Annotated in this window: 16 protein-coding genes; 3 read left to right on the forward strand and 13 right to left on the reverse strand. The window is 63.8% G+C overall.

The features are described from left to right. Positions 1-3: 3 nt before the first annotated feature. From JHL16_RS06435 to JHL16_RS06475, 9 genes are all read right to left on the reverse strand, one after another. Positions 4-777 (reverse strand): MlaE family lipid ABC transporter permease subunit, encoded by a 774-nt coding sequence (locus JHL16_RS06435; RefSeq protein ID WP_200184057.1) that lies wholly within the window; start codon positions 775-777, stop codon positions 4-6. Continuing rightward, positions 774-1,949 carry an alanine racemase gene (alr, locus tag JHL16_RS06440; protein ID WP_200184058.1) on the reverse strand — a complete coding sequence of 392 codons (1,176 nt, stop codon included), beginning with the start codon at positions 1,947-1,949 and terminating at the stop codon, positions 774-776. Before alr ends, JHL16_RS06435 begins: the two co-directional genes overlap by 4 nt. Before the next feature lie 44 nt (positions 1,950-1,993). Further along, positions 1,994-3,172, reverse strand: coding sequence for an MFS transporter (locus JHL16_RS06445; protein WP_200184059.1), 1,179 nt, complete (start codon positions 3,170-3,172; stop codon positions 1,994-1,996). 306 nt (positions 3,173-3,478) lie between these two features. Continuing rightward, complete coding sequence (locus JHL16_RS06450; protein ID WP_200184060.1) at positions 3,479-4,201, reverse strand: glucosamine-6-phosphate deaminase; 723 nt, start codon at positions 4,199-4,201, stop codon at positions 3,479-3,481. Further along, on the reverse strand, positions 4,198-5,616 hold the full coding sequence (locus JHL16_RS06455) for a xylulokinase (protein WP_200184061.1): 1,419 nt from the start codon (positions 5,614-5,616) through the stop codon (positions 4,198-4,200). The genes JHL16_RS06450 and JHL16_RS06455 overlap by 4 nt, the downstream gene beginning before the upstream one ends. A gap of 5 nt (positions 5,617-5,621) precedes the next feature. Continuing rightward, positions 5,622-6,971, reverse strand: coding sequence for an aspartate aminotransferase family protein (locus JHL16_RS06460; protein WP_200184062.1), 1,350 nt, complete (start codon positions 6,969-6,971; stop codon positions 5,622-5,624). 73 nt (positions 6,972-7,044) lie between these two features. Next, positions 7,045-8,652, reverse strand: a complete 1,608-nt coding sequence (locus JHL16_RS06465; protein WP_200184063.1) for a serine hydrolase domain-containing protein — start codon at positions 8,650-8,652, stop codon at positions 7,045-7,047. Continuing rightward, positions 8,649-10,070: a leucyl aminopeptidase family protein gene (locus tag JHL16_RS06470; RefSeq protein ID WP_200184064.1), complete on the reverse strand. Its 1,422-nt coding sequence runs from the start codon at positions 10,068-10,070 to the stop codon at positions 8,649-8,651. The genes JHL16_RS06465 and JHL16_RS06470 overlap by 4 nt, the downstream gene beginning before the upstream one ends. Positions 10,071-10,073: 3 nt before the next feature. Continuing rightward, positions 10,074-11,720, reverse strand: a complete 1,647-nt coding sequence (locus tag JHL16_RS06475) for an ABC transporter substrate-binding protein (RefSeq protein ID WP_200184065.1) — start codon at positions 11,718-11,720, stop codon at positions 10,074-10,076. 113 nt (positions 11,721-11,833) lie between these two features. On the opposite strand from JHL16_RS06475, the gene JHL16_RS06480 reads away from it, so the two are divergent. The 3 genes from JHL16_RS06480 to JHL16_RS06490 are packed head-to-tail and all read left to right on the forward strand — an operon-like array spanning position 11,834 to position 15,404. Further along, positions 11,834-12,796 carry an ABC transporter permease gene (locus tag JHL16_RS06480; protein WP_137855467.1) on the forward strand — a complete coding sequence of 321 codons (963 nt, stop codon included), beginning with the start codon at positions 11,834-11,836 and terminating at the stop codon, positions 12,794-12,796. After that, complete coding sequence (locus tag JHL16_RS06485) at positions 12,793-13,740, forward strand: ABC transporter permease (RefSeq protein WP_200184067.1); 948 nt, start codon at positions 12,793-12,795, stop codon at positions 13,738-13,740. The genes JHL16_RS06480 and JHL16_RS06485 overlap by 4 nt, the downstream gene beginning before the upstream one ends. After that, positions 13,737-15,404, forward strand: a complete 1,668-nt coding sequence (locus JHL16_RS06490) for a dipeptide ABC transporter ATP-binding protein (RefSeq protein ID WP_200184068.1) — start codon at positions 13,737-13,739, stop codon at positions 15,402-15,404. The genes JHL16_RS06485 and JHL16_RS06490 overlap by 4 nt, the downstream gene beginning before the upstream one ends. Here the strand turns inward: JHL16_RS06490 and JHL16_RS06495 are convergent. From JHL16_RS06495 to ubiG, 4 genes are all read right to left on the reverse strand, one after another. Next, positions 15,387-16,238 carry a UTRA domain-containing protein gene (locus JHL16_RS06495; protein ID WP_200184069.1) on the reverse strand — a complete coding sequence of 284 codons (852 nt, stop codon included), beginning with the start codon at positions 16,236-16,238 and terminating at the stop codon, positions 15,387-15,389. The two genes, JHL16_RS06490 and JHL16_RS06495, sit on opposite strands and share 18 nt — an antisense overlap. 85 nt (positions 16,239-16,323) lie before the next feature. Then, positions 16,324-17,823: a replicative DNA helicase gene (locus JHL16_RS06500; protein WP_200184070.1), complete on the reverse strand. Its 1,500-nt coding sequence runs from the start codon at positions 17,821-17,823 to the stop codon at positions 16,324-16,326. Between the two features lie 247 nt (positions 17,824-18,070). Next, positions 18,071-21,091, reverse strand: coding sequence for a caspase family protein (locus JHL16_RS06505; RefSeq protein WP_200184071.1), 3,021 nt, complete (start codon positions 21,089-21,091; stop codon positions 18,071-18,073). Positions 21,092-21,143: 52 nt separating this feature from the next. Further along, on the reverse strand, positions 21,144-22,619 hold the full coding sequence (ubiG, locus tag JHL16_RS06510) for a bifunctional 2-polyprenyl-6-hydroxyphenol methylase/3-demethylubiquinol 3-O-methyltransferase UbiG (protein WP_200184072.1): 1,476 nt from the start codon (positions 22,617-22,619) through the stop codon (positions 21,144-21,146). Positions 22,620-22,664 lie beyond the last annotated feature (45 nt).

Raw genomic sequence — 22,664 nt, forward strand, 5'->3', positions numbered from 1 at the left:
AGATCACTCCGAGAACAGCAGCGAGGTGAGGACGAAATTGGCGGCGAGGATGAGGATCGCGGCACTCACCACCGCATTGGTGGTGGCCCGGCCGACGCCTTGCGCGCCACCCTTCGAGTTGAAACCGTGATAACAGCCCATCAAGGTGATGATGAAGCCGAACACCGCCGCCTTGATGAGGCCCGACACGACGTCGCCGACTTGCAGGAAGTCCGAGGTGCTCTTGATATAGGCGTAGGAGTTGAAGCCGAGCGAGCGGGTGCCGACGATATAGCCGCCCATGATGCCGATGATGTCGGCGATGCCGACCAGGATGGGCAGCGTGATGACGCCGGCGAGGATGCGGGGGCCCACCAGATATTTGAACGGATTGGTGGCGAGCGTCGTCAAGGCGTCGATCTGCTCGGTGACCCGCATGGTGCCGAGCTCGGCGGCGATCGAGGCGCCGACGCGTCCCGCCACCATCAGGCCGGCGAGCACCGGGCCCAGCTCGCGGGTGATGCCGAGCGCCACGATGGTCGAGACCAGGCTTTCGGCATTGAAGCGCGACCCGCCGAGATAGATCTGCAGCGCCAGGGCGCCGCCGGTGAAGAAGGCGGTGAGGCCGACCACCGGCAGTGAGTTGTAGCCCACCTTGAGGATCTGGTCGAAGATCTGGCGCACATAGATGGTGGGGGTGAGGCCCTGCACCAGCGCGTCCTTGATGAAAAGGACGATGCTGCCGATCTCGGTGAGGAGGGCCAGGACGACTCGGCCCAGATTGGCGAGAAAATTCACGATGTCAGAGCCTTGGAGAAATGCGATTCGCCCCCCGAATATAGACGGGTAAAGCGCTGGCCTAAACGGGTGAGGAGTTCATAGGATATGGTTCCGGCCCATTCTGCCGTTTCATCGATGGCAATATTGCGACCGATGAGTTCCGCTCTTGTTCCGCGGCGGCAGAGATCGACCGGCACCTGCGTAACGTCGACCGCCATCATGTCCATCGAGATGCGCCCGATCACCGGGCAGCGGCGGTCGCCGATATAGACCTGGGCCGGGCCGTTGGTGGCGCGCGAGCTCAAGGAACGCGGCACGCCGTCCTTGTAGCCGGCGCCCAATATGGCGATCCGGGTCGGCCGGGTCGCCCGCCAGGTGGCGCCATAGCCGACGCTTTCGCCGGCCTGGATCTCGCGTAGCTGGAGGACGGTGCCCTGGAGATGCGCCACCGGGAGCATCGGATTGCTGTCAGGAGCGACCGGATTGCCGCCATAAAGCGCGATGCCGGGCCGCACCAGGTCATGGGTGTATTCGGCGCCCAGAAAGATGCCGCTCGAATTGGCGAGGCTCGCGGGAACGCCGGGCAGCCTCTGGCGCACCGCCGCGAAAGCGGTCTTCTGGCGGCCATTGAGCGGGTGGTTCGGCTCATCGGCGCAAGCGAGGTGGCTCATCAGAAGAGTGAGATTGAGCCGCGCCATGATCTCATTGTCGCCAAGCAGCGTCTCGAAGTCGCCAGTCGAGAAACCGAGCCGGTTGATGCCGGTATCGACATGGATCGCGCAGGGCAGGTTGCGGCCATATTGGGTCCCGAAGGCCGCCCATTCGCGCGCTTCCTCCAGCGTAATGAGGGCGGGGCGCAGATCCTCGCCGGCATAGAATTCGGCCTGGCCGGGGAAAAGACCGTCCAGCACATAGATGACGGCCTCGCGCGGCAGGATGGCCCTGAGCTCGCCGCCTTCCATCGGGCGCGCCACGAAGAAGGTGCGGCAGCCCGCGGCCCAGAGCGCCGCGGCCACTTGCTCGACACCCAGCCCATAGGCGTTGCCTTTGACCGCCGCGCCGCATTCGGCCGGCGCCGCCTTGGCGGCGAGCCTTTTCCAGTTTTCCTGGATGGCGTCGAGATCGACGGTCAGGATGGCACCGGCCAGATCGCTGGGCGGACCACTGATATGGGCGTTGGACGAACTCATGGCCTGCGCATAAAGCGTCAATCGGCCACGGATGCAAGGATATATCAGCCTGTCGCTTTTATGGACTTACGTTCGGTCCCGCGTCCGCGGATGAGCGCCAGCACCATTTCGGCGACGGCGAAGGCCAGCACGGCGGTGAGGAAGCCCGGAATGCCGACCGTCACGATGAGCCAGCCGCCGAGCACCGGGAAGCCGAATATGCCCAGGAAATAGGCAACGACGAACCAGGTCAAAGCGGCGCTGCGCTGCTCGGCCGGGGCGTCATTGACCGCCTGGGTCTGGATCACGGTGTAGACCAGGCCATAGCCGAGGCCGAGCAGGATGGCGCTCGCGATCTGCGCGATCAATCCGAAGCCCAGGCCGAAAGCGGTGACGATGCCGAGGATCATCAAAGCGAGCAGGAGAACGGCGACGCGATCGCCATCGGCGCGGCTGATGATTGGCGCCAGGATGAAGCGCGCCACCACGACGGTGATGGCATAGACGGCGAAATAGGTGCCGGCCGCGAGATCGGTGCCGCGCACCAGCGAGGACTGGAATGTCAGCATGCCGCTGAACACACAGGCGCCGAGCCCGACCATGAGGATCGGATAGACCGCGCGCGAGGAGAGAAGGGTCGGCAAAGCGCGCACCCAGTTGCCGTTCTGCGCGTTGGTCGCCTGGGTGTGAGGCGACAGGCTTTCGAAGATGAGCAGCAGAACAGCCGCGAAGAGCGTGGCGCCGGCGATCAGGCCGAAGGTGCCGGAGGTCGTGAAGCCCAGCTGTCGGACGAGTGCTGTCGCGATGATCGGACTGAAGCCGATGCCGGCCATCTGGAAAGCGCCGAAGCGGGTGAACCAGAAGCCGCGGTCCTGATCGCTGACGCGCTCCGACAGCGCCATGGGGGCGGCAAGATAGAAAATGCCCCAGCCGATCCCCAGGAAGAAGCCGGCGAGCGCTATGAGCGGCGTCAGTGTATGGAGGAGCGACAGGAGGCCATAACCCACCGCCACCGAGACGGCGCCCATCGCGCCCATGCGCGCTGCCTTGAGTTTCTTGGCGTACCAGCCGACCAGCGGCACGCCGATGAGCGTGCCGACCATCGCGCCGCCGAGCGTCGTGCTGGTGTCGATCTCGCTGCCGCCCATCGCGCGAAAATGCTCGGTGAGCAGGAAGGTGGCGCCATAGCCGCCGGCCGTGAAGAGAGAGCCGACAAACAGGAAGTAAGCGTGCGATGCGCGCATGGTCCGGGTCCGGATGAATTGACCGGTCGACTATGCCCGCGAAGTGGTCTGCCCGATATGTCCACTTCCGGAGAAGCGTCTGAGGCCACTTGGTCCACGTCCAACTTCCCTTCTCTCGCTTGCGGGAGAAGGTGGCCGAAGGCCGGATGAGGGTGTTCTCTCAGCTACTCGCTATCGGAGGCATCGGAGGTATTGAAGCTTCATCATTGTCTTGAAGAGCTGTCGTGAGTTGAACCAACACCCTCATCCGCCCTGTCGGGCACCTTCTCCCGCAGGCGGGAGAAGGGGGAGTAGAGGGGCGAGGGGTTAAACCAGCGCCGGTTGCAGCTCTGCTTCGGCGATGACGGTCACATCCTTATGGCCGAGGAGGCAGGTGACCGGCCAGGCATCGTCCTTACGGCCCTTGAGCAGAGCAGCCATCGCCTCGCGCTTGGTGGCGCCGGCGCAGAGCAGCAGGATCTTGCGCGCGGCGAGCAGCGTCTTGATGCCCATGGTGAGGCCGGAGCGCGGAACATCTTCGGCGTCAGCGAAATTGGGCCGATGCGCCAGGCGGGTCTTCTCGGCGAGAACCACGCGATGGGTTTCCTGATCCCAGGGATCGTAGGGCTCGTTGAAGGCGACATGGCCATTGCCGCCGAGGCCCAATATGGCGAGGTCGAACCCGCCCGCAGCTGCGATGGCGCGGTCATAGTTGCGGCATTCTTCCAGCGCATCGGGCGCGTCGCCGCGCAGCAGCCGGATATTTTCCGGCGTTGCGTCGATATGATCGAGGAAGTGCCTGTGCAGGAAGGTGTGATAGCTCTGCGGATGATCGGGCGACATGCCCTCATATTCATCGAGATTGAAGAACCGCGTGGTCGCGAAGGAGAGCGGGCGTCTGGCGAGCGCCTGGTAGAGGCCGATCGGAGTCTCGCCGGTCGGCAGTGCGATGACGGGCGATTTCACCCGAGGGAGGAGGTCCTGCACGATGTCGGCGGCGGCTTCGGCGAGCGCGGCGCGCGACCGGGCCCAGTGAACGGGAAGAGTCATGATCTGCTTTCGGCGATGCGGGGAAAAAGCGCGCAATAGCGGGCATAGAAGTCGTCATAGATGTTTGCCGCCGCGGAGGGCGTCAGCGTCTCGGTGTCCTGCCGATGCGCCGTCATTTCCGGCATGGCGATCAGCGCGGCGCCGATCGCCGCCGGCGACACATGCGTATAGGGCGTCACGGGACGGCCGAGTATGTCGGCGAGGAGCTGCATAGTCGCTGGATGCTCCGTCGCATGACCGGCGATGATGATGCGGGTGACGGGTTGCGTCTCCGCGAGGATGTCGATGCAGCGCCGGATCTCGAACTGGACGCCTTCGACATAGGCGCGAGCGATATCCGCGGCCTTGTGCTGAATGGTGAGTCCGTGCAGAACGCCGCGCAGATCGGGATTCCATAGCGCGCCTTGCTCGCCGCCGGCAAGATAGGGCGCGAAGAAGAGGCCCTTGGCGCCGGGTTCGGAAGCCGTGGCGCGCCGGTCGATCTCGCCGTCCGGCCAGCCGAGCAATTCGGAGAGCCAGCGATAGGAGCTGCCGGTCGACAGCAGGTCCATTTCGCGGCCGAAGACACGCGCGCGGGCATGAGGGGTGAGGAGATAGCGCCGCTTGGGATCGAGAAATGTCTGGATGCTGGCATCCATGATGATGGTGCTGGATCCGGTAGTGACGCTGACGGCGCCGGCTTCGAGGCCGGTCATCGCATAGGCGCTGGCGGCGGAATCGGCCGCACCCGCATGGACCGGAATACCGGCCTTGAGGCCGAGCCGCCTGGCGGCGTCCTGGCCCAGGCGACCGGCGACCGAGGCTGCCGGCATAAGGCCGGGAAGCAACGCCGGATCGAGAACCCAATGGCGGCAGAGGCCGTCATCCCATTGGCCGGTGGTGAAGTCATAGACGCCATAACCGGCGGCGGTCGACGGATCGGTCACGCGGACGCCCGTGAGGGCGCAGCAGAGATAATCCTTGGCCGACAGGATGCCGTCGATCGAAGAGGGATATTGCGCGCGATGATGCGCCAGCATCGGCGCCAGATAGCGTCCGTCGATCGGCATGCCGGTCAGCTCATAGGTCTTCTGCCGGAAGGCCTCGTCGAGACGTCCCGCCGCCCAGTCGTCGGCCCGCGCATCCATCCAGGTGATGGCGCGGCCTTGCGGCTCGGTGCCTGACAGGCAGACGAGCGTCGGCAACTGGCCGGTGAGGCCGATGGCGGCGACCTCATCGTCGCGTCCCGTCATGGTTTGCCGGACCGCGTCCTCGGTTGCCTTGACCCAGGAAGCCGGATCCTGCTCGGCCTGGCCGGGCGCCTCGCGGAAAGTCTGGAAAGAGGATTGGCCTGAGGCCACGACCGCGCCATCGGCGGCAAGCGCTACGCACTTGACCGCCGATGTGCCGAGATCGATGCCGAGAGTAAGTGTCATACCCTTCAGTGTTTCGCCTTGACCGCGCGCATCGCCTCCGCGGCGACGCTCAAGGTCTGGGCGATGTCGTCCTTGCTGTGGGCGAAGGACACGAACAGATTCTCGAAGGCGCCGGGATGGAACAGAACGCCGCGCTCCAGCATCTCTTCCCACCAGATGCGGAAGAGATCGTGCCGGGCGTAACGCGCCGCGTCGCGATAGTTGCGGATCGGCTGATCGGCGAACCACACCTGCAGCACCGGACCCAAGCCCGTCACATAAGCATCGACCTTGTTGTCGGCGATGATCTTCTCGAGCCCGTCATAGAGCTGCTGGCAGCGCTCATAGAGCCCGTCATAAAGACCGGGCGCCGCCAGCTCATCGAGCGCGGCATTGGCGGCCGAGACCGCGATGCCGTTGGCGCTGTAGGTGCCCGCCATCGATACGGTGCCGTCGGCGACCAGCGCCATGACATCCTTGCGTCCGCCCAGCGCCGCCACCGGGAAGCCGCCGCCGAGGCCCTTGGCATAGGTCGAAAGATCGGGCTCGAGGCCGTAATAGCCTTGCGCGCCGGCGAGGCTCAGGCGGAAGCCGGTGATGACCTCGTCGCAGATGAGGAGGGCGCCGTTCTTGGCGGTGATCTCCCGCACAGCTTCGAGATAGCCGGGCTCAGGCAGGATGCAGCCGGTATTGCACATGACCGCCTCGGTGATCACCGCGGCGATGTCCTGGCCCTCGCGGGCGAAAGCCTCGCGCAGCGCATCGACATCGTTCCACGGCAGGATGATCAGCGAATCGGCGAGATGCGCCGGCATGCCGGGGCCTTGTGGAATGGGCATCGGCGCCTTGTCGGGACCGGCGACATTGAGGCCCGGATGCTTGCTCCAGTAAACGCCGTCCGAGAAGCCGTGATACATGCCTTCGAACCGCACGAGCTTCTTGCGGCCCGTATAAGCGCGCGCGAGGCGCACCGCATAAAGCACCGCTTCCGTGCCGGTATTGCACAGACGTACCTGCTCGACCGCCGGAATGGCATTGATGATCTTGTTGGAGAGGGTGAGCTCGTCGGCAACCGGCAACGCGAAGACGGTGCCGCGCTTCTCGATGAAGTCGACGACCGCCTTCGTCACCTTGGGCGGGCGGTGGCCGAGGATCATGGGCCCCAGGCCCAGCAGGTAGTCGATATATTCATTGCCGTCGACATCGGTGAGGCGCGAGCCGGTGCCGTGATCGACGAAGAGGGGATAGGGATCCCAGCCCGACCACACGGCACGCGCCGTGCTGTTGACGCCACTCGGGATGATCTTGCGGGCGTTGGTGAAGTATTGCGCGCTTTTCGCCGTGCGCGCCGGCGTCTTATAGGTCATGGTCGTCATTGTAGTTCCCATCTGGGCTAGGTTCAATCAAGTCATTATAATGAGTATAATAACTTGTCAACGAACTTGAGGATCAAGGTGTGAAGCAACGCGAATAACGGTTTCCGTCCCGCTCGACCGTTACCGCCCGGCCATCGATCTCAGGCCCGATAACCAGCCGTTCCGGCAGATCATCGGCGCGGCCGAGGCGGAAGATGCCGGGCGACAATTCGACGAGCTCGACATCTTCCGACGGCGCCTCGACGCCGCCGGGGGCTACGAGAAACAGGCGATCGCCACGTCCGACGATTCGGAAATTGGTGAACCACGGCGAATGCGATCGGTAGTGACCCAGCACGCCACGCAGATGCGCGGGCAAGGAGGCGGGCTTCGTCGCTTTGCGTGTGAAGACGCGGCTGCCATGAATCCAGTCTCCGTCTTCGAAGGTGAAATGAAAGAGACTGAAGCCGGGATGATCGGTGGTGAAGCGCGGTGTCCAGCTTCTGTAGATGCGCCCGGTGATGTCATTGCTCGTCAAGACGAGGCCGTCCTCATGCGCGGCGACCGTGATCTGCTGGTCGTCGCACATGAAGCGGCCGGTCATGCCGTCCGCAACGGCGATGAGGCTGAGGTCAGGGGAGGGCGGCGTGATGGCATGCCCCGTCAGCCAGGCATGGCCGATGCGTGCGAGGATCTGCGCCAGCGGACAGTCGCCATTGGCATTGGTGAGAACTGAAACCGCGATGTCGTTGTCGCGGTCGGCGAGAACGAAAGTGGCATAACCCACCATGCCGCCGCCATGGGTGAGACAGCTGGCGCCCCGAATGGTCTCGATATTGATGCCGAGGCCGTAGCGGCTTTCGGTGACGCCCGTGTCGGCGAGGAAACCGACGATCGGCTCACCGCCCGGTGCGAGCGAGGTGATGAATTCCTGGAAACGAGCCGGGTTGACAACACCTTCGCCGCCTTTGAGCAGCATGCGCAGGAAGCGGCCCATATCGCCGCCCGTCGCCGCGATATTGCCATCGGCGCCATTGGTTTCGAACCAGGTCGCCGGCGCCAGCGCATCGCCGGGTGTCCAGGGCCGGTCGTCGGCGGCCGGCGCATAGCCGACCGCGAAGCGCGGGCGGTCGGCATTGACGATGCAAGGGACGGAGGCGTTCATGCCGAGCGGCGCCAGGATCTCACGCCGGCAGAAATCCGTCGCTTCGATGCCGGCGACCTTGCTGATGAGAAGGCCTAGCAGCACATAGGCGATGTTAGAATAATGGAAGATCGCGCCCGGCGCGCTGCCGGTCGCAAGCTCGCGCATCCACCAGCCCTGGCCGAGTTCGTCGGTCAGCGCATCGGCGCCGGAGACAAGGCCGGAGGCGTGATGGAGCAGATGCCGTGCCGTGAACATCGGATAGTTCGTGGCGACCTTGAACCACGGCAGATAGGTGGTGACGGGCGCGTCGAGATCGAGCTTGCCGGCCTCGGCGAGCTTGAGCGCCATCAAGCCGGCGAAGCCTTTGCTGATCGAGCCGATCTCGAAGAGATGGTTCTCCCTGACCGGCTGGCGCGCATCGATATTGGCGAGGCCGAAGGGCCGTTCGAACAGGACCTCGTCACGGCTGACGGCGGTGATGATGCCGCCCGGCACCGGCCAGTGGCGGGTGAAGTCGAGGGCCAGGGAAGCAAGTTTGTCGGCGATGGATGTCATGTCGAGCGGTCGAGAAGGAGTTGCAGGAGCGCGCGTAAGGGCGCGCCGGTGGCGCCTTGCGGCCAGGGGGCTGAGGCCTGCTCCAGATAGGCGCAGCCGCCGATATCGATATGAAGCCAGGGTTTCGTGCCGGCAAAGCTGCGCAGATAGGTGGCCGCGAGCTGGCCGCTGTCGCCCGCATCGAGCGAGTAGTTGGCGATATCGGCGACCTTCGAGGCGAGGAGGCGCTCATATTCGGCGCGCAGCGGCAAATGCCAGCCGGGCTCGCCGGCGCGGGCACCCGCATCCGTCATGGTCTTGGCGAGGCTCGCCTCATTGGTCCAGCAGCCCCACAGCGCCGTGCCGACGCCGCCGCCATCGGTGAGCGTGCCGACATCGATGATCGCTTCCACATTGCTCTTGGCCAGGAAGGCGATGGCATCGGCGAGGATGAGCCGGCCCTCGCAATCGGTGTCGGTGATTTCGGTGCGCCGCCCATCGGGATGGGTGACGACATCGCCCGGCCGCACGGCGGAGCCGCTCGGCATGTTTTCGGCGATCGGCAGGATGGCGAGAGTGTCGGGATCGGCGCCGAGCTCGACCGAAGCGAAGATCGCTCCGGCGACCGCGGCCGCCGCCGCCATGTCGGCCTTCATCCAGGCGATTTCAGTGAGCTTGCGCTTGAGATTGATGCCGCCTGAATCGAAGGTCATGCCCTTGCCGGCGAGTCCGAGGCGTCTGGCGCCCGACCCATGCTCGAGGCGCACCGCCAGCGGCGCGTTTCTGCTGCCGCTCCCCACCGCTTGCAGCGCGCCGAAGCCATGCTCCGAAAGCGCCGCATCGTCCCAGATCTCGGCAGCGATGCCGAGCTTCTGCGCTTCCGCGGCCAGGATGTCGGCGAAAGCGCGGGGAGGGAGCGCATTGGGCGGCGTTTCGACGAGACGACGCACCCAGTTGGCGCGCGATGCGGCAGTGCGGCCGATGGCGAAAGCACGCTCATCCGCTGCGCGCGCCAGGACGGTGAAGGAGGTGTCCTCGCCTTTAGCGTAATCGTAGCGCCCGAGCAGGAAGCCTTCGATGACGGCGCGGATGCCGAAATCCGCGATATCGAGCGCAAAGACGACAGTGCCGCGCCCTGAGCTTGTCTGCGCCGCCACCATGGCGCCGCGCCGCAGCGTGTCGGCATCGAGGCTGTCGCGCCGGCCGAGGCCTATCGCCAGCACCGGCGGCAGATGGTCGGAAATGAGGAGAGCCGAGAACTGGCCCGCTTCGCCGGTGAAGGCCTTGTCCTTCGCCAGCAGGCGGGCGACGCGGTCGTCGTCATATGGCCAGAGGGAGGCGGGCTCGGCGCCGCCTCCCGCTGTCGAGAAAGCCGGGATGATCAGAAGGTCGGCGCGGCCGGCAATCGTCCGGTCATCGCTCAGCCGCGCGTCAGTCATGGTCTATTCCACCTTTTGCACATTCATGAGGGTCTCGGTCGACAGGTTATTGACCGAGCCGACCAGCGGCGAGAGCACGAAGCCCTTCCATTTCGGGCTATGCGCCTCGATCACGTCGGGATAGTTGAGCACGATATAGGGCCTGGCGTCGAAGATGTGCTTCTGCATCTTGGAAATCTCGGCGAAACGCTCCTTGGAATCGAGCAGGGTGCCCTGTTTCAGATACATCGCATCATAGTCCGGATTGCAATAGCCGCTGTCGCTGTTGCCGCCGCGCGCCTGGCAGGTCACGACGCTCAGCATGAAATCGGGCTCGACCGGCGGCACCCAGCTCCACATGGCGAGATCGTAGTCGGTATATTTCAGATCGGCGCCCATGATCGCCTCATTGGCGGCGTCGGGATCCATCTTGCGCTGGGTGATCTCGATGCCGATCTTCTTGAAGCCGGCCTTGATGATCTGGAAAGCGCGGTCGCCGGTGCCTTGCTCCTCGGTCGGGAAGATCACCTCATAGGTCATCGGATGGCCGTTGGCCTCGCGCAGGCCCGATGAGCCCATCTTGTAGCCCGCTTCGTCGAGGAGCTTGTTGGCCTTCTCGATATCGAAGGGCAGCGGCTTGATATCGGTGTCGTGGAAGCCTGAGGCCGGCGCCACGATTGTCGAGCCCGGCGAAGCGAGGCCGAGCCACACGATCTTGACGATCGCCTCGCGGTCGATGGCGTATTCGAGCGCCTCGCGGACTTTGGGATCGAGCAGTTCCTTGTTGTTGGCCTTTTCGGGATTGGTGTTGACGATGAGTGTCTTCATGCCGACACCCGGTCCCGAGACCACCGTCAGGCCCGCCTTCTTCAGCGCTTCGACGGCGGTTGGCGGCGTATGCTCGCCGATCATGTCGAGCTTGCCGGTGGTGAGCGCGGTCACCATGGCATCGTCGTTGGCGAAGAATTGCAGACCGAAACCGTCGATATTGGGCTTCTTCTCGCCCCACCAGTTGGGGTTTGCGGCGAAGATCGCCAGCTGGTCCTTCTCATGCTTGTCGAGCTTGAAGGGGCCGCCGGAAATGACGGGCGCTTCGTTCGGGAAGATGGTGAGCTGCTCGCCCTGGCCTTCGGTCAAGGGCGCCCAGACATGCTCGGGCAGAACGGGCAGGGCCTGTAGCTGGGTCAGCACATTGGCGACCGGCTGCTCATAAGTGAGCACCAGAGTATTGTCGTCCTTGGCGGTGGCGTCCTTCATATGCGCCACCCAGCCGGCGAGCTTGCCGGTGGGGCCGTCCTTGAACTTGATGAGCATGTTGAAGGTGAAGGCGGCATCCTTGGCGGTGAGCGGTGTGTCGTCCGACCATTTGGCGCCGGGAACGGTGTGGAAGGTCCACACTTTGCCGTCTGCCGAGGTCTCCCATTTGGTGGCGAAGGAGGGGACGATCTCGAGCTTGCCGTTATATTCGGTCAGATGCGGATAGTTGTATTGATACATGACCGAGCTGTAGTCGGAATCGGACACGAAGGGATTGAGCGAGTCGATCGCTTGCGTGGTGCCGATGCGCAGGATCTCGGCGGCCTGCGCCGCTGGCGCCATGGGATGAAGCGTCAGCGCGCTCGCCAGCAACGCGGCGGCGGCAAAAGCGCGGATAGTCCGGGTCAATTTCATCAGGGGTCTCCTCGAAAGGGCAAGATTTCTTGGCAAAGGGCCTTGCCTCGAATTCAACGTACTGAGTATAATGAGTTGATGTCAAGGCGGTAGAAGCCCGGAGGGCGGACGGTTTGCGCGGAGCTGGTTATGTCTGGAAGCGAGTGGCCTTCGCCATCGCCACGGTTTATGTCGCCCTTACCTTGAACTTCATCCTGTTCCGGGTTCTGCCCGGCAGTCCGGTCAGCCAGATCTCGCGCGTGCCCAATGCCTCGCCCGAGATGAAGAAGATCCTCACCCAGCAATTCGGCCTCGACCGCCCGCTCTGGGAACAATATCTGCTCTATCTGCGTGAGGCGCTGCACGGCAATTTCGGCATCTCCTACACCAATCGCCAGCCGGTCCTCGACAATCTGGTCCAGGCTTTCGCCAATACCATTCCGATGGTGGCGGCCGGCACCATCCTGGCGATCATGCTGGGGCTGACGGTCGGCGTGGTCTCGGCGGTCAGGCGCGGCAGCGCCACCGATCACCTCAGCACCAACATCGCCGTGCTCTTTTATGCATTCCCGACACAGTTCATGGGCATGATGCTGCTGATCGGCTTTGCCGGTGTCCTGCCCTCCGCCGGCATGAGCGATCCCTTCGCGCTCGACGCAACGGCCTGGGAAGCACTGCTCGACCGGCTGAAGCACATGATTCTGCCCGTCACCGCGCTGATGCTGACGCTTTATGCCGAGAACGCCCTCATCGTCCGATCGGCCATTCTCGAGACCTTGGGCGAGGATCATATCCTCACCGCGCGCGCCAAGGGTGTGCCGCGCCACCGGATCATCCGCCACTATGCGCTGCGCAACGCCATGCTGCCGATCGTGACCATGGTGGCGATGTCGCTCGGCGCCATCGTCACCGGTTCGATTCTGATCGAAGTGATCTTCTCGTGGCCCGGCATCGGGCGCGCCCTCTACACGGCGGTGCTGAAGCGCGATTATCCGATGCTGCAGGGCGGCTTCCTGTTCATCACCATCGTGGTGATCACCTTCAATCTCATCGCCGATCTTCTTTATTACAAGCTCGATCCGCGGATCACCACATGAGCACGACCACCGTGAATCAGGCTCCCGACAGCCAAAGCCCCTATGGCTTCTGGCCGACTTTGCGCGGCGTGCTGCAGCAGAAGACGGCGCTGGCCGGTCTCGTCATCGTCGCCTTCTTCGTCATTATCGCGCTCATCTCGCCCTGGATCGAGCCTTACAGCATCAGCGAGGCGAGCTGCGGTGTCTTCGAAGCACCGTCCCGGGCGCACTGGCTCGGCTGCGACGATGGCGGCGTCGACATGCTGAGCCTCGTCCTGCGCGGCGGCCGCATCTCGATGATCGTCGGTGCCGTCGCCACCTTGATCGCCATCGGCATTGGCGCCACGATCGGCGTGCTCTCCGGCTATTTCGGCGGCTGGGTCGACACGCTGCTGATGCGCATCACCGACTACTTCCTGGTGGTGCCGCAGATCGTGCTGATGATCGCCATCGCGGCAGTCTGGGGCCCGAGCCTCTCACATGTCATCATCGTCATCGGCGCCTTGATGTGGACGGGCACCGCGCGCCTCATCCGCGCCCAGGTCAAGAGCTTGCGCGAGCGTGTCTATGTCAAGCGCGTCGAGGCCGTGGGGGCAGGGCATGCCCATATCATCTTCAATCACATCATCCCGCAGATCGGGCCCTTGCTCGTCGCCAATACGGTGCTCGCCATTACCGTCGCCATCTTCAACGAAACGGCGTTGGCCTTCCTCGGTCTGTCCGATCCGACCGCGGTGACCTGGGGCACGATCATGGAGCACGCCTTCGACCGTGCCGCGGTGTCGAGCGGCGCCTGGTGGGCTATCGTGCCGGCAGGGTTGTCCGTCGCCTTCCTGATCATGGGCTGCTACATGCTGGGCCGTTCCATCGAGGATGCACTCAATCCGCGCCTCAAGGTCTCCTATCTCTCCACGCATTTCTGGCGGCTGCGTCCCTTGGTCGGCCGGGGACCGGACGCACTATGACCCGCAAGCCCATTCTTGCTTTCGAAGATCTGAATGTCTGGTTCGGTGTTCGCCCGGACAATCCCGGCTTCCATGTGGTGAAGGGCGTCAATATTGCTCTGAAGCCCGGCGAGCGCTTCGGCCTCGTCGGTGAATCGGGATCGGGCAAGACGACGACCATCATGGCCGCCATGGGGCTTCTGCCGTCATCGGCGGAAGTCTCGGGCCGTGTCCTGCTCGAGGGGCGGGATATCCTGCGGGACGGCGAAAAGAGCGTCGCGCCGCATCGCTGGAAGGACATCGCCATGGTTTTCCAGGGCGCCATGAGCGCCTTCAATCCGGTGAAGACGGTGGGCTGGCAGATCGCCGAGGCGCTCGACGTGCATAATGTGGCGCGCGGTGCCGCGGCCGGGCGCCGGGTCGGCGAACTCCTGGAGCTGGTCGGCATCTCCGCGGCGCAAAGTGCGCGTTTCCCGCATGAATTTTCGGGCGGCATGCGCCAGCGCGCGATGATCGCCATGGCGCTCGCTTGCGAGCCGAAGGTGCTGCTCGCCGACGAGCCGACGACGGCGCTCGATGTCATGGTGCAGGACCAGGTGCTGAAGCTCCTGGTGCGGCTCAGCCAGGATCTCAATCTCGCGCTGATCCTGGTCACCCATGACCTGGCGATCGTGGCACAGAACTGTCATCGCGCCGCGGTGATGCTGGGCGGCGAGATCGTCGAGGAGGGCAGCGTCAGCGATCTCTATCACCGTCCCCAGCACGATTATACGCGCAAGCTGTTCGAGGCGACGCCCGATGTCTTCGCCGTCGCGCGCAAGCCGGAAAAGCCCGAGGCAAAGCGGACGCCGGCGCCTCTGCTCCAGGTGAGCGGTCTCAAAGTGTCCTATCCGCGCCCGCGCAGTATCGGCGAGGTGTTGCGGCGCGAAAGGCCTGAGGCGCCGCTTGTCGTCAACGACATCTCGCTCAAAATCGACCGCGGCGAGATGGTGGCGCTGGTCGGCCAGTCGGGCTCAGGCAAGACCACCGCGATGCAAGCCATTCTGGGCATGGTGAAGTCGCGAGGCGGCACGATCACGCTCAATGGCCGCGACGTGACGGGCCTCGGCATGCGTGACTGGCGGCCGCTGCGCCGTCAGATCCAGATGATCTATCAGGACCCTTACGAGTCGCTCGATCTGCGCTTCCGCGTCCGCGACACCGTCGCGGAGCCCTTGCGCATCCATCGCATCGCCGCCACGGCACAGGAGCGCGAGGCGCTGGTGGTGGAGGCGCTGGAGCGGGTGGGGCTGACTCCGGCGGTACGCTATCTCGGCCGCTTCCCGCATGAATTGTCGGGCGGCCAGCGCCAGCGTGTCGCCATCGCCGCCAGCATCGTGCTCAAGCCCGAATTGCTGCTCGCCGACGAGCCGGTGTCGATGCTCGACGTTTCGGTCCGCGCCGGCGTGCTGCATCTCCTGGACGAACTACGCCGCGACGCGCGCATGGGAATCCTGATGATCACCCATGATCTGTCGACCGCCGCGAACTATGCCGACCGGATCGCCGTGATGCATCAGGGCCGCATCGTCGAGCAGGGGCCGGCGCATCAGGTGATCCATGCGCCCGAGGCCGAATACACCAAGGCGTTGCTCGCGAGTATTCCAAATCCCGATCCGGACCGGAGATTAGCGCTTCGAGCCTGATCCGGCCTTGCTGCCGCTATGGAGCGGCAGCACCACCCATTCCTTGATGTCGGCGGGCTGCAGCAGGCGCCGGCTGCCGGAGCCAGAGGTGTAGAAGACGAAATCGGAGGCGCGGTAGGTCTGCTGATAGCAGTCGAAGGCGACGCCGGTGGCGGTGAAGCTGACGCCGCGGACGCGCACCACCTGGTCGCGCGCGCCGAGGCCCAGCGCCTCGCGCTCATTCGCCGCCGGCTTGTCCACTTCGAGCGACTGCTCGGCATAGTCGTCCTTGAGGCCAAAGCGCTCGGCGAGCAGGCGGTAAAGCGAGTCGCCCGCCGCCAGCTCCTTCTCATCGAGCGCCGGCACGATGCTGAGCGGCAGCACCGCCTGTTCGAGGATCGCGGGCGCGCCGCCGAGGCTGCGGCGGCGGATGATCTCCCAGACCGGCTGGCCGGTTTCGATCGACAGAGCCTTGGCGATCTCCGGGCTCGGCAGCCCGATATTGATGCTGAGCACTTCGGTGGTGAGTTGCGGGCCCTTGCCGGAGGGGGTGAGGGTTTCGAGCAGGCGGCCGGAGCGGTTGGGCTCGCTGACGATGCGGTCGCGGGCGACGAAAGTGCCGATGCCTTGATGGCGCTGGATCTTGCCGGCATGTTCGAGCTTGTCGAGCGCATGGCGCACCGAGATCAGGCTGACCTTGGTGAGGCTCGCGATTTCGGTCGAGCTCGGCAGCTTGTCGCCGCTCGCGAGGCCCTTGGACGCGATATAGTCCAGCACCCAGTCATAGACGGCCTGATAGCGCAGCTTGCGCTCGCCATCCCCCGTCGTACCACTCGTCTTGTGCTTCTGCGCCACGCGCCCGCTCCCGAGAACCAGACAATATGCTGGGTATATTATGTACCCGGCTCGGGTGCCTTATACCAGCCGTGGCGCTGGCAGACTAGTTGAACTGCTCGGGCAGGTGGTCCGACTTGACCAGATCCTGGAACTTGGTCAGCGAGGCGTCGAACTGCAGCTCGACGATGCCGGTGGGGCCATGGCGCTGCTTGGCGATGATGACCTCGGCGACGCCGGTGACCCGGTTCATCGTCTCCTGCCACTCGAAATGCTCGGGCGTATTGGGGCGGGGCTCGGTGCGGCCGAGATAATATTCTTCGCGATAGATGAACAGCACCACGTCGGCGTCCTGCTCGATCGAGCCGGACTCACGCAAGTCGGAGAGCTGCGGGCGCTTGTCGTCGCGGTTCTCCACCTGACGCGACAGCTGCGACAGCGCGATGATCGGCACTTTGAGCTCCTTGGCCAGCGCCTTGAGACCGACGGTGATTTCGGTGACTTCCTGGACGCGGCCTTCGGAGGCTTTCTTGGCCGAGCCGGCGAGGAGCTGGAGATAGTCGACGATTAGAAGTCCCAGGCCACGCTGACGCTTCAAGCGCCTGGCGCGCGCCGCAACCTGCGCAATGGTGAGGCCGCCGGTCGCGTCGATATAAAGCGGCAGCGCCGACAATTCACGCGACACTTCGACGATGCGGTGGAACTCGTCCTCGGTGATTTTGCCGCGGCGGATACGCTCGGATGAGATGGCCGACTGCTCGGCGATGATACGTGTCGCCAACTGCTCTTGCGACATTTCGAGCGAGAAGAATCCGACGACGCCGCCATCGAGAATACGTACCGAGCCGTCCGGCTGATGGTCGGCCTTGTAGTTCTTGGCGACATAATAGGCGATGTTGGTGGCGAGCGAGGTCTTGCCCATGGCCGGGCGGGCGGCGAGGATAATCAAGTCCGATGATTGCAGGCCGCCCATCTTCTCGTCGAGATCGCGCAGGCCCGCCGAAATGCCGGACAGGCCGCCGTCGCGCTGATAGGCGCTGGCCGCCATGTCGACGGCTTCGGTGAGGGCGCGTCCGAAGAGCTGGAATCCCTGGCCATATTTGCCGGTCTCGGCGATCTCATAGAGGCTCTGCTCGGCCGTCTCGATGAGATCCTTCGCGGTCAGGTCGACCGGCGTGTCGAAGGAGTTGTTGACGATCTCCGAGCCGATGTCGATGAGCTTGCGCCGCTGCGCCAGCTCATAGATGGCGCGGCCATATTCTTCGGCATTGATGATGGTCGTCGCCGCGGCGGCGAGACGCGCGAGATAGGCCGGCCCGCCGATTTCCTTCAGCGTCTCGTCACGCTCGAAATAAGTCTTGAGCGTCACCGGCGAGGCGAGCTTGCCGGCTCGGATCAAGGTGGAGGCCGCTTCGAAGATACGCGCATGCACGGGCTCGAAGAAATGCGACGGATCGAGGAAGGCGGTAACGCGGTCGCAGGCCTCGTTATTGACCAGGATCGCGCCCAGCAGCGCTTGTTCCGCCTCGAGATTATGGGGCGGCGAGCGGTAGGAGTCGGTTTCCTGTTCGGGTTCGATCACCCGGGCGGTGTTCTGTGCGTTCATGGGTCTGTGATAGCGATTGCCAGCATAAAAAGGCGAATCTGTTGATGATTATGCGCGCTATCCACAGGCAGGGGAATCGATGATTTTCAAATCAAAGTGATTCGGCCGCTATCTCCTTTTGCAATCACGACAAAACAGCCCTCAGGCCTGCCGTGGCGGATCACGGTCTCAGCAATAGGGCCACAAACCTTGGCGAATCGATGTTGACGGAACCTGAGTCCAAGCCGCGAGGCTCGTGATCCACTTCTTAGTCGGCGGACTTGCGAAGCGCGGCAAGGACCGTGTCGAAAGTCTTTATGCGATCGGCGAAAATGTCGTCATATTGCTTTTCACCGGCTGCCCGGTGGAGTTCCCAGGCTGTCTGCACCGCTTTCCGGCCGCTTTCGACGACCGACTTGTTTCGGCTGCGATATCCCAGCAGAAGTTTCGCCATGCCGATATCAGCCTGGGTGGCAGCCCATTTCAGAGGCGCACGATCTCGCGTCCGAACGGTGAGCGATGCCTCATAGGCCTCGACAGACTCTGCAAGCAGGACTGTGCCGCCGAAACGCGCCCCGAGCGTCTGAAGCGCCATGCCCAGATTGTTTTGGGCCATAGCCCACTCATCCGGCGCGTGTTCGTATGTCCATTCGGACAGGGCCGCTTCAAAGGCCACCACCGCCAGCATGCTGGCGATCATGCTGTCCTGCTGCTGTCCGAGTGTCCATAGAGCGAGGCCGAGATCATTCTGCGCTTCCGCCCAGTCCAGGGGCACGCGGCGGCGCTCCAATTCGTTCAGCGCCGCGCGTGTGGAAATGATCGCCAGCCGAAGCGGCACCGCGTCACCCTGAAGCTCGCCAAGCGCGCGCAGGGCACTGCCAAGATCAGTTTGCGTATTGGCCCATTGCAGTGGCGATCTTTCGCGGGTTCTCTCGGTGAGCGCGGCATTGTAAGCCGCGATGGCCCTAAGCAGCAGGTTCGCGTCGTGCTTCCGATAGCCAAGAGTGGCGAGGGCCTGGCCGAGATTATTCTGGAGCATGGCCCATTGCGAAGGGGCGGTTCCACGGGTCGTCACGGTGAGCGCGGCCTCATAGGCGGAAATCGCCTTCAGAACGGTATCGTCGCTTGCTTCCAGGCGATCGCGGCTCAGGAGCGCCGCAGCCAGGCTGTTCTGAGCCGAAGCCCAGAGGAGAGGATACCGATCGCGTGGCCACTCGGCGAGCACCGCTTCGAAGGCCGTCTCGGCCTGGCGCAGATGGGAGATGTCGCTTTTGCGCTCACCCAGCAATGTCATGGCAATGCCGAGGTTGTACTGAGTTTCGGCCCAGTCGAATGGCATGCTCTCGCGCTTTCGGACGGAGAGGGCCGTCTCATAGGCGCTGATTGCCCGGATGAGGGGGGCTGTGTCGCCGTCGCGATCAGCCAGACGCTTGAGAGCATTGCCGAGGTTGTTCTGAGCGGCGGACCAGTGGCGCCGGGACGAATCCTTCTGCAGCTCGGGCAATGCTGTTTCATAGGCGGCGACAGACCTGACGAGCAGGTTGCGATCGCCGTCCAATTTGCTGAGTGACTGAAGAGCATTGCCGAGATTGACTTGCGCTACCGCCCATTCGTTCGCCAGGTTTCTCCGGCTCAGGATCGCAAGTGCGGTCTCGAGCCCCTTGACGGCCTTGGCAAGCATCGCGGCATCGCCTCTGCGATCCCCGAGCGCCGTCAGCGATACGCTGAGATCGACCTGAAGCAATGCCCAGGGCGCCGAATATTCGACCTTCGGACCGGCGCCCAAGGCCTCATAGACTGAAATGGCCCTTTCCAATGCTTGATTGTCTCCGGCGAATTCTCCGTATTGCGACAGCGCGGCAATCTGTTCGATCCGGTAGAGGAACGCATGTCTGTCGTCCCGGCCTGTCAGTTGTTCGAAGGCCTTCTCGTATTTCTGCGAAGCCAGAAGATAGTCGAAGGCGAGGATCGCCGTCGCGGCTTCCTCGGCATAGGTCGAGGCGATTTCGGTCCGGTCGGCCATTACTTCCGCCTCGCGTCGATCAAGCGTCGTGTCGAGCTCATCGGCGCGTGCGCTGGCCTTGGCGCGATAGTCCTTGGCGAGTGCTATGGCGCCTTCGGCCTGGGCCCGGTCCGCCAATCCTGCAAGGCGGTTGAGCTCGGGATCCTTGCGCAGGGAGACGACCTTTTCCGCCAGAAGCTTCTTGAGCGCCTCGGCACCGCTGCGCAGTTGCGCGTCGATCTCCCCAGGCCCCTTCGTCGTGTCTACCTGCAATTCGCGCAGCATGCCGTAAAGTGGATCGAGTGGCAGCGACATGTCTCTGGCGAGTCCCTCGACGGACGCCCGCATGTCTTGCGGCGTCGCGGCAATGGAGAGCAGGAGCTTGCGCCTCTCGCCGACAAGCAGCGCGTCGTCGGAAGTAAGCTCCAGTGGCTTCCCGCCGAAACTCAAGAAGCGCCGCAGGCTGGCATTGACCCAGGGCCGCTGCCGCGTTCCCGTGGTGAGATAGACCTCCTCGGTGACCAGGGTCATCATCTGGGCGAAGTCATAGCCCTGATTGGCGCCAAGATGCTTGAGGAGGGCGGCGGCATAGGGGCTGCTGGCGCCTTCGGTACCGTCGAGCGCGACCTGGCCCGGCTCAGCCGCGAAGCCGATCACCTCGCCGATATTGTCCGGCAAAGATTGGGCGGACTCCACGATCACGGCGCCGCGCGGCGCTCCCAGACCGGCGGCGGCAATGGGCATGCCGGCAGAATGCCCATCGCGTCTGACCAGCGCTTCCCGGGGATAGGGATTGGACCGGCAGGCATCGAGCAGAAGAATTGTGATCCGGGCTTTATTGCGCAGCTGTTCCAGAACCGCTTGCAGCGAGATGAGACGGCTGTCGGCGGCGGCGAGCGAGGCCTCGTCGGCATCGATCGGGAGCAAATAGTTGGTACCGCCCGCTTCGATGCCATGGCCGGAATAATAAACCAGCGCCACATCGGCGCCGCCGGCATCCTCGATGAACGCCTCGATCGACCGGGCGAGCTTCCGGCCGTTCTCATTGGTGGCGAGCTCCGTCTCGAAGCCAAGCCGGGCAAGGAGGTCTTCGATCTCACGGGCGTCACGTTCGGGATTGGGCAGGGCCGGGAGTTTTTCATAGGCCGATTGGCCGATTACCAGCGCCACCCCCTTCAGCGGCCCGTTCTCCTGTGCAACGGCAATCCCGGTAGAAAACGACGTAGACAGCAGTGCCCACAGCACAGCTGCCGCAGTCCGGAGCACCACGCCGGCGAATTTTCGCATACATATATCCTAGCGAAAACTTTGGGCCGGTCGATGGCGAAATTGCGCCTGGTTAAGGCCCAGAATCAGGGCCAGTCATTCGTCGCGCATGTCCGATATAGGTGATCGCGGTGGTCGGCAAAGCGCCGAAAGTGAGATCGAAGCGCCGGTTGAGGCCACTCGGCCCGAATCCGACGAGCGGTGCGACGGTGAATTGGCGTTGCTCTAGTCGCGCTTTCAACTCGGCGGGCGCGATGAACAGAGCTGGATCATGTGTTCCCTTAGGCAGGAGCCGAAGCACGTTTTCTCCGAAAGTGACCACGACCACCTTTGCCAGCCAGGTGCGGTTGATCGTGTCGAACAGGAACAGGCCGTCCGGCTTCAGCACGCGCCGGACTTCGTCGAGGACGGCGTCGAGATCGCGCACATGCTCGAGCACATCGACACAGAGCACGATATCCACCGAGCTCTCGGCGACCGGCAGGCTTTCGCCCGCGCCGATGCGGTAGTCAATGACGAGGCCCGTGGCCTCGGCATGAGTCTGGGCGATGGCGATAGCCGGTTGGGAAGGATCGACACCGACGACCTGGGCGCCGCGCTGCGCCAGGGCTTCCGACATGAAGCCGCCGCCGCAGCCGAGATCGAGCACCGTCTTGCCGCGCCAGTCGCCGACGACCGGAGTGAAATAGGCTAGCCGCGCCGGCACCATGTTCTGCAACAGGCGCAGCCAGCGCGTCTCGCCCGTCCACCAGCTTTCCGCATGAGTGTCGTAGATCGAGAGATCGTTGCGCTGAGGAGCTTGCTTCATCTTCGTCCAGGGAAGCCAGTATGGCACGTGCTTCCGATAGGCTGCAAATTCATCGCCGAACCGCGCCCGGAAGCGCCTCTCCTTGAACAACGGCCCGATGACGCAATAGAGCGTAAGTATACTGGCGATGGTGAGCTGATCGGGTGTCCAGGTCGGCACCGTCCATAGTGTGGCGGCGAAGGCGACATAGATGGGCTGCCGGCAATAACGGAACAGGCCCGTTCGCGGCATGGGCGGGTAGGTGACCTTGATGCCTTTTGCGACAGAGCGCCAGCCGAGCAGGCCGACCTGCAGGGCCAGTCCGGCATCGCTGATGGCTTTGAGCAGGCCGAGCCATGCCAGCGCATAGGCCGAACAGAGGATGGCGAGCAGGGGACCTTCGGCTTGCCACCAGATCGTGCCCGAAGGAGACCACAAGAGGAAGAGCGCCAGGACCTGGAGCGAGGCGATGGCGGCATAGGTCGTCGTCGCAAGGTCCGCCCCTAGCCCCGATGGCGCCAGATGCCGCAGCACTCCATTGCCGGCGCGCGTCAGCAGCAGCGAATGGGCAAGCGGGAACTGGAGGAGCAGGAGTCCATTCCCGATCATGTGCCACGGTTCAATCAGCGCTCCGAAGGATCGGCTCATGCCGAAGAACATCATGACGATCATCGCCGCGACAGCCATGATGAACAGGCTGTGGCACAGCACTCCATAGCCAACCGCGATGGCGATACGGCGCGCAGATGGATTGATGATCATTCCCCCAATACGTCTGGGATCGCAGGCACTATTCCGGTGTATCAG

Source organism: Taklimakanibacter albus (assembly GCF_016595235.1).
GTDB classification, from domain to species: domain Bacteria; phylum Pseudomonadota; class Alphaproteobacteria; order Rhizobiales; family Aestuariivirgaceae; genus Taklimakanibacter; species Taklimakanibacter albus.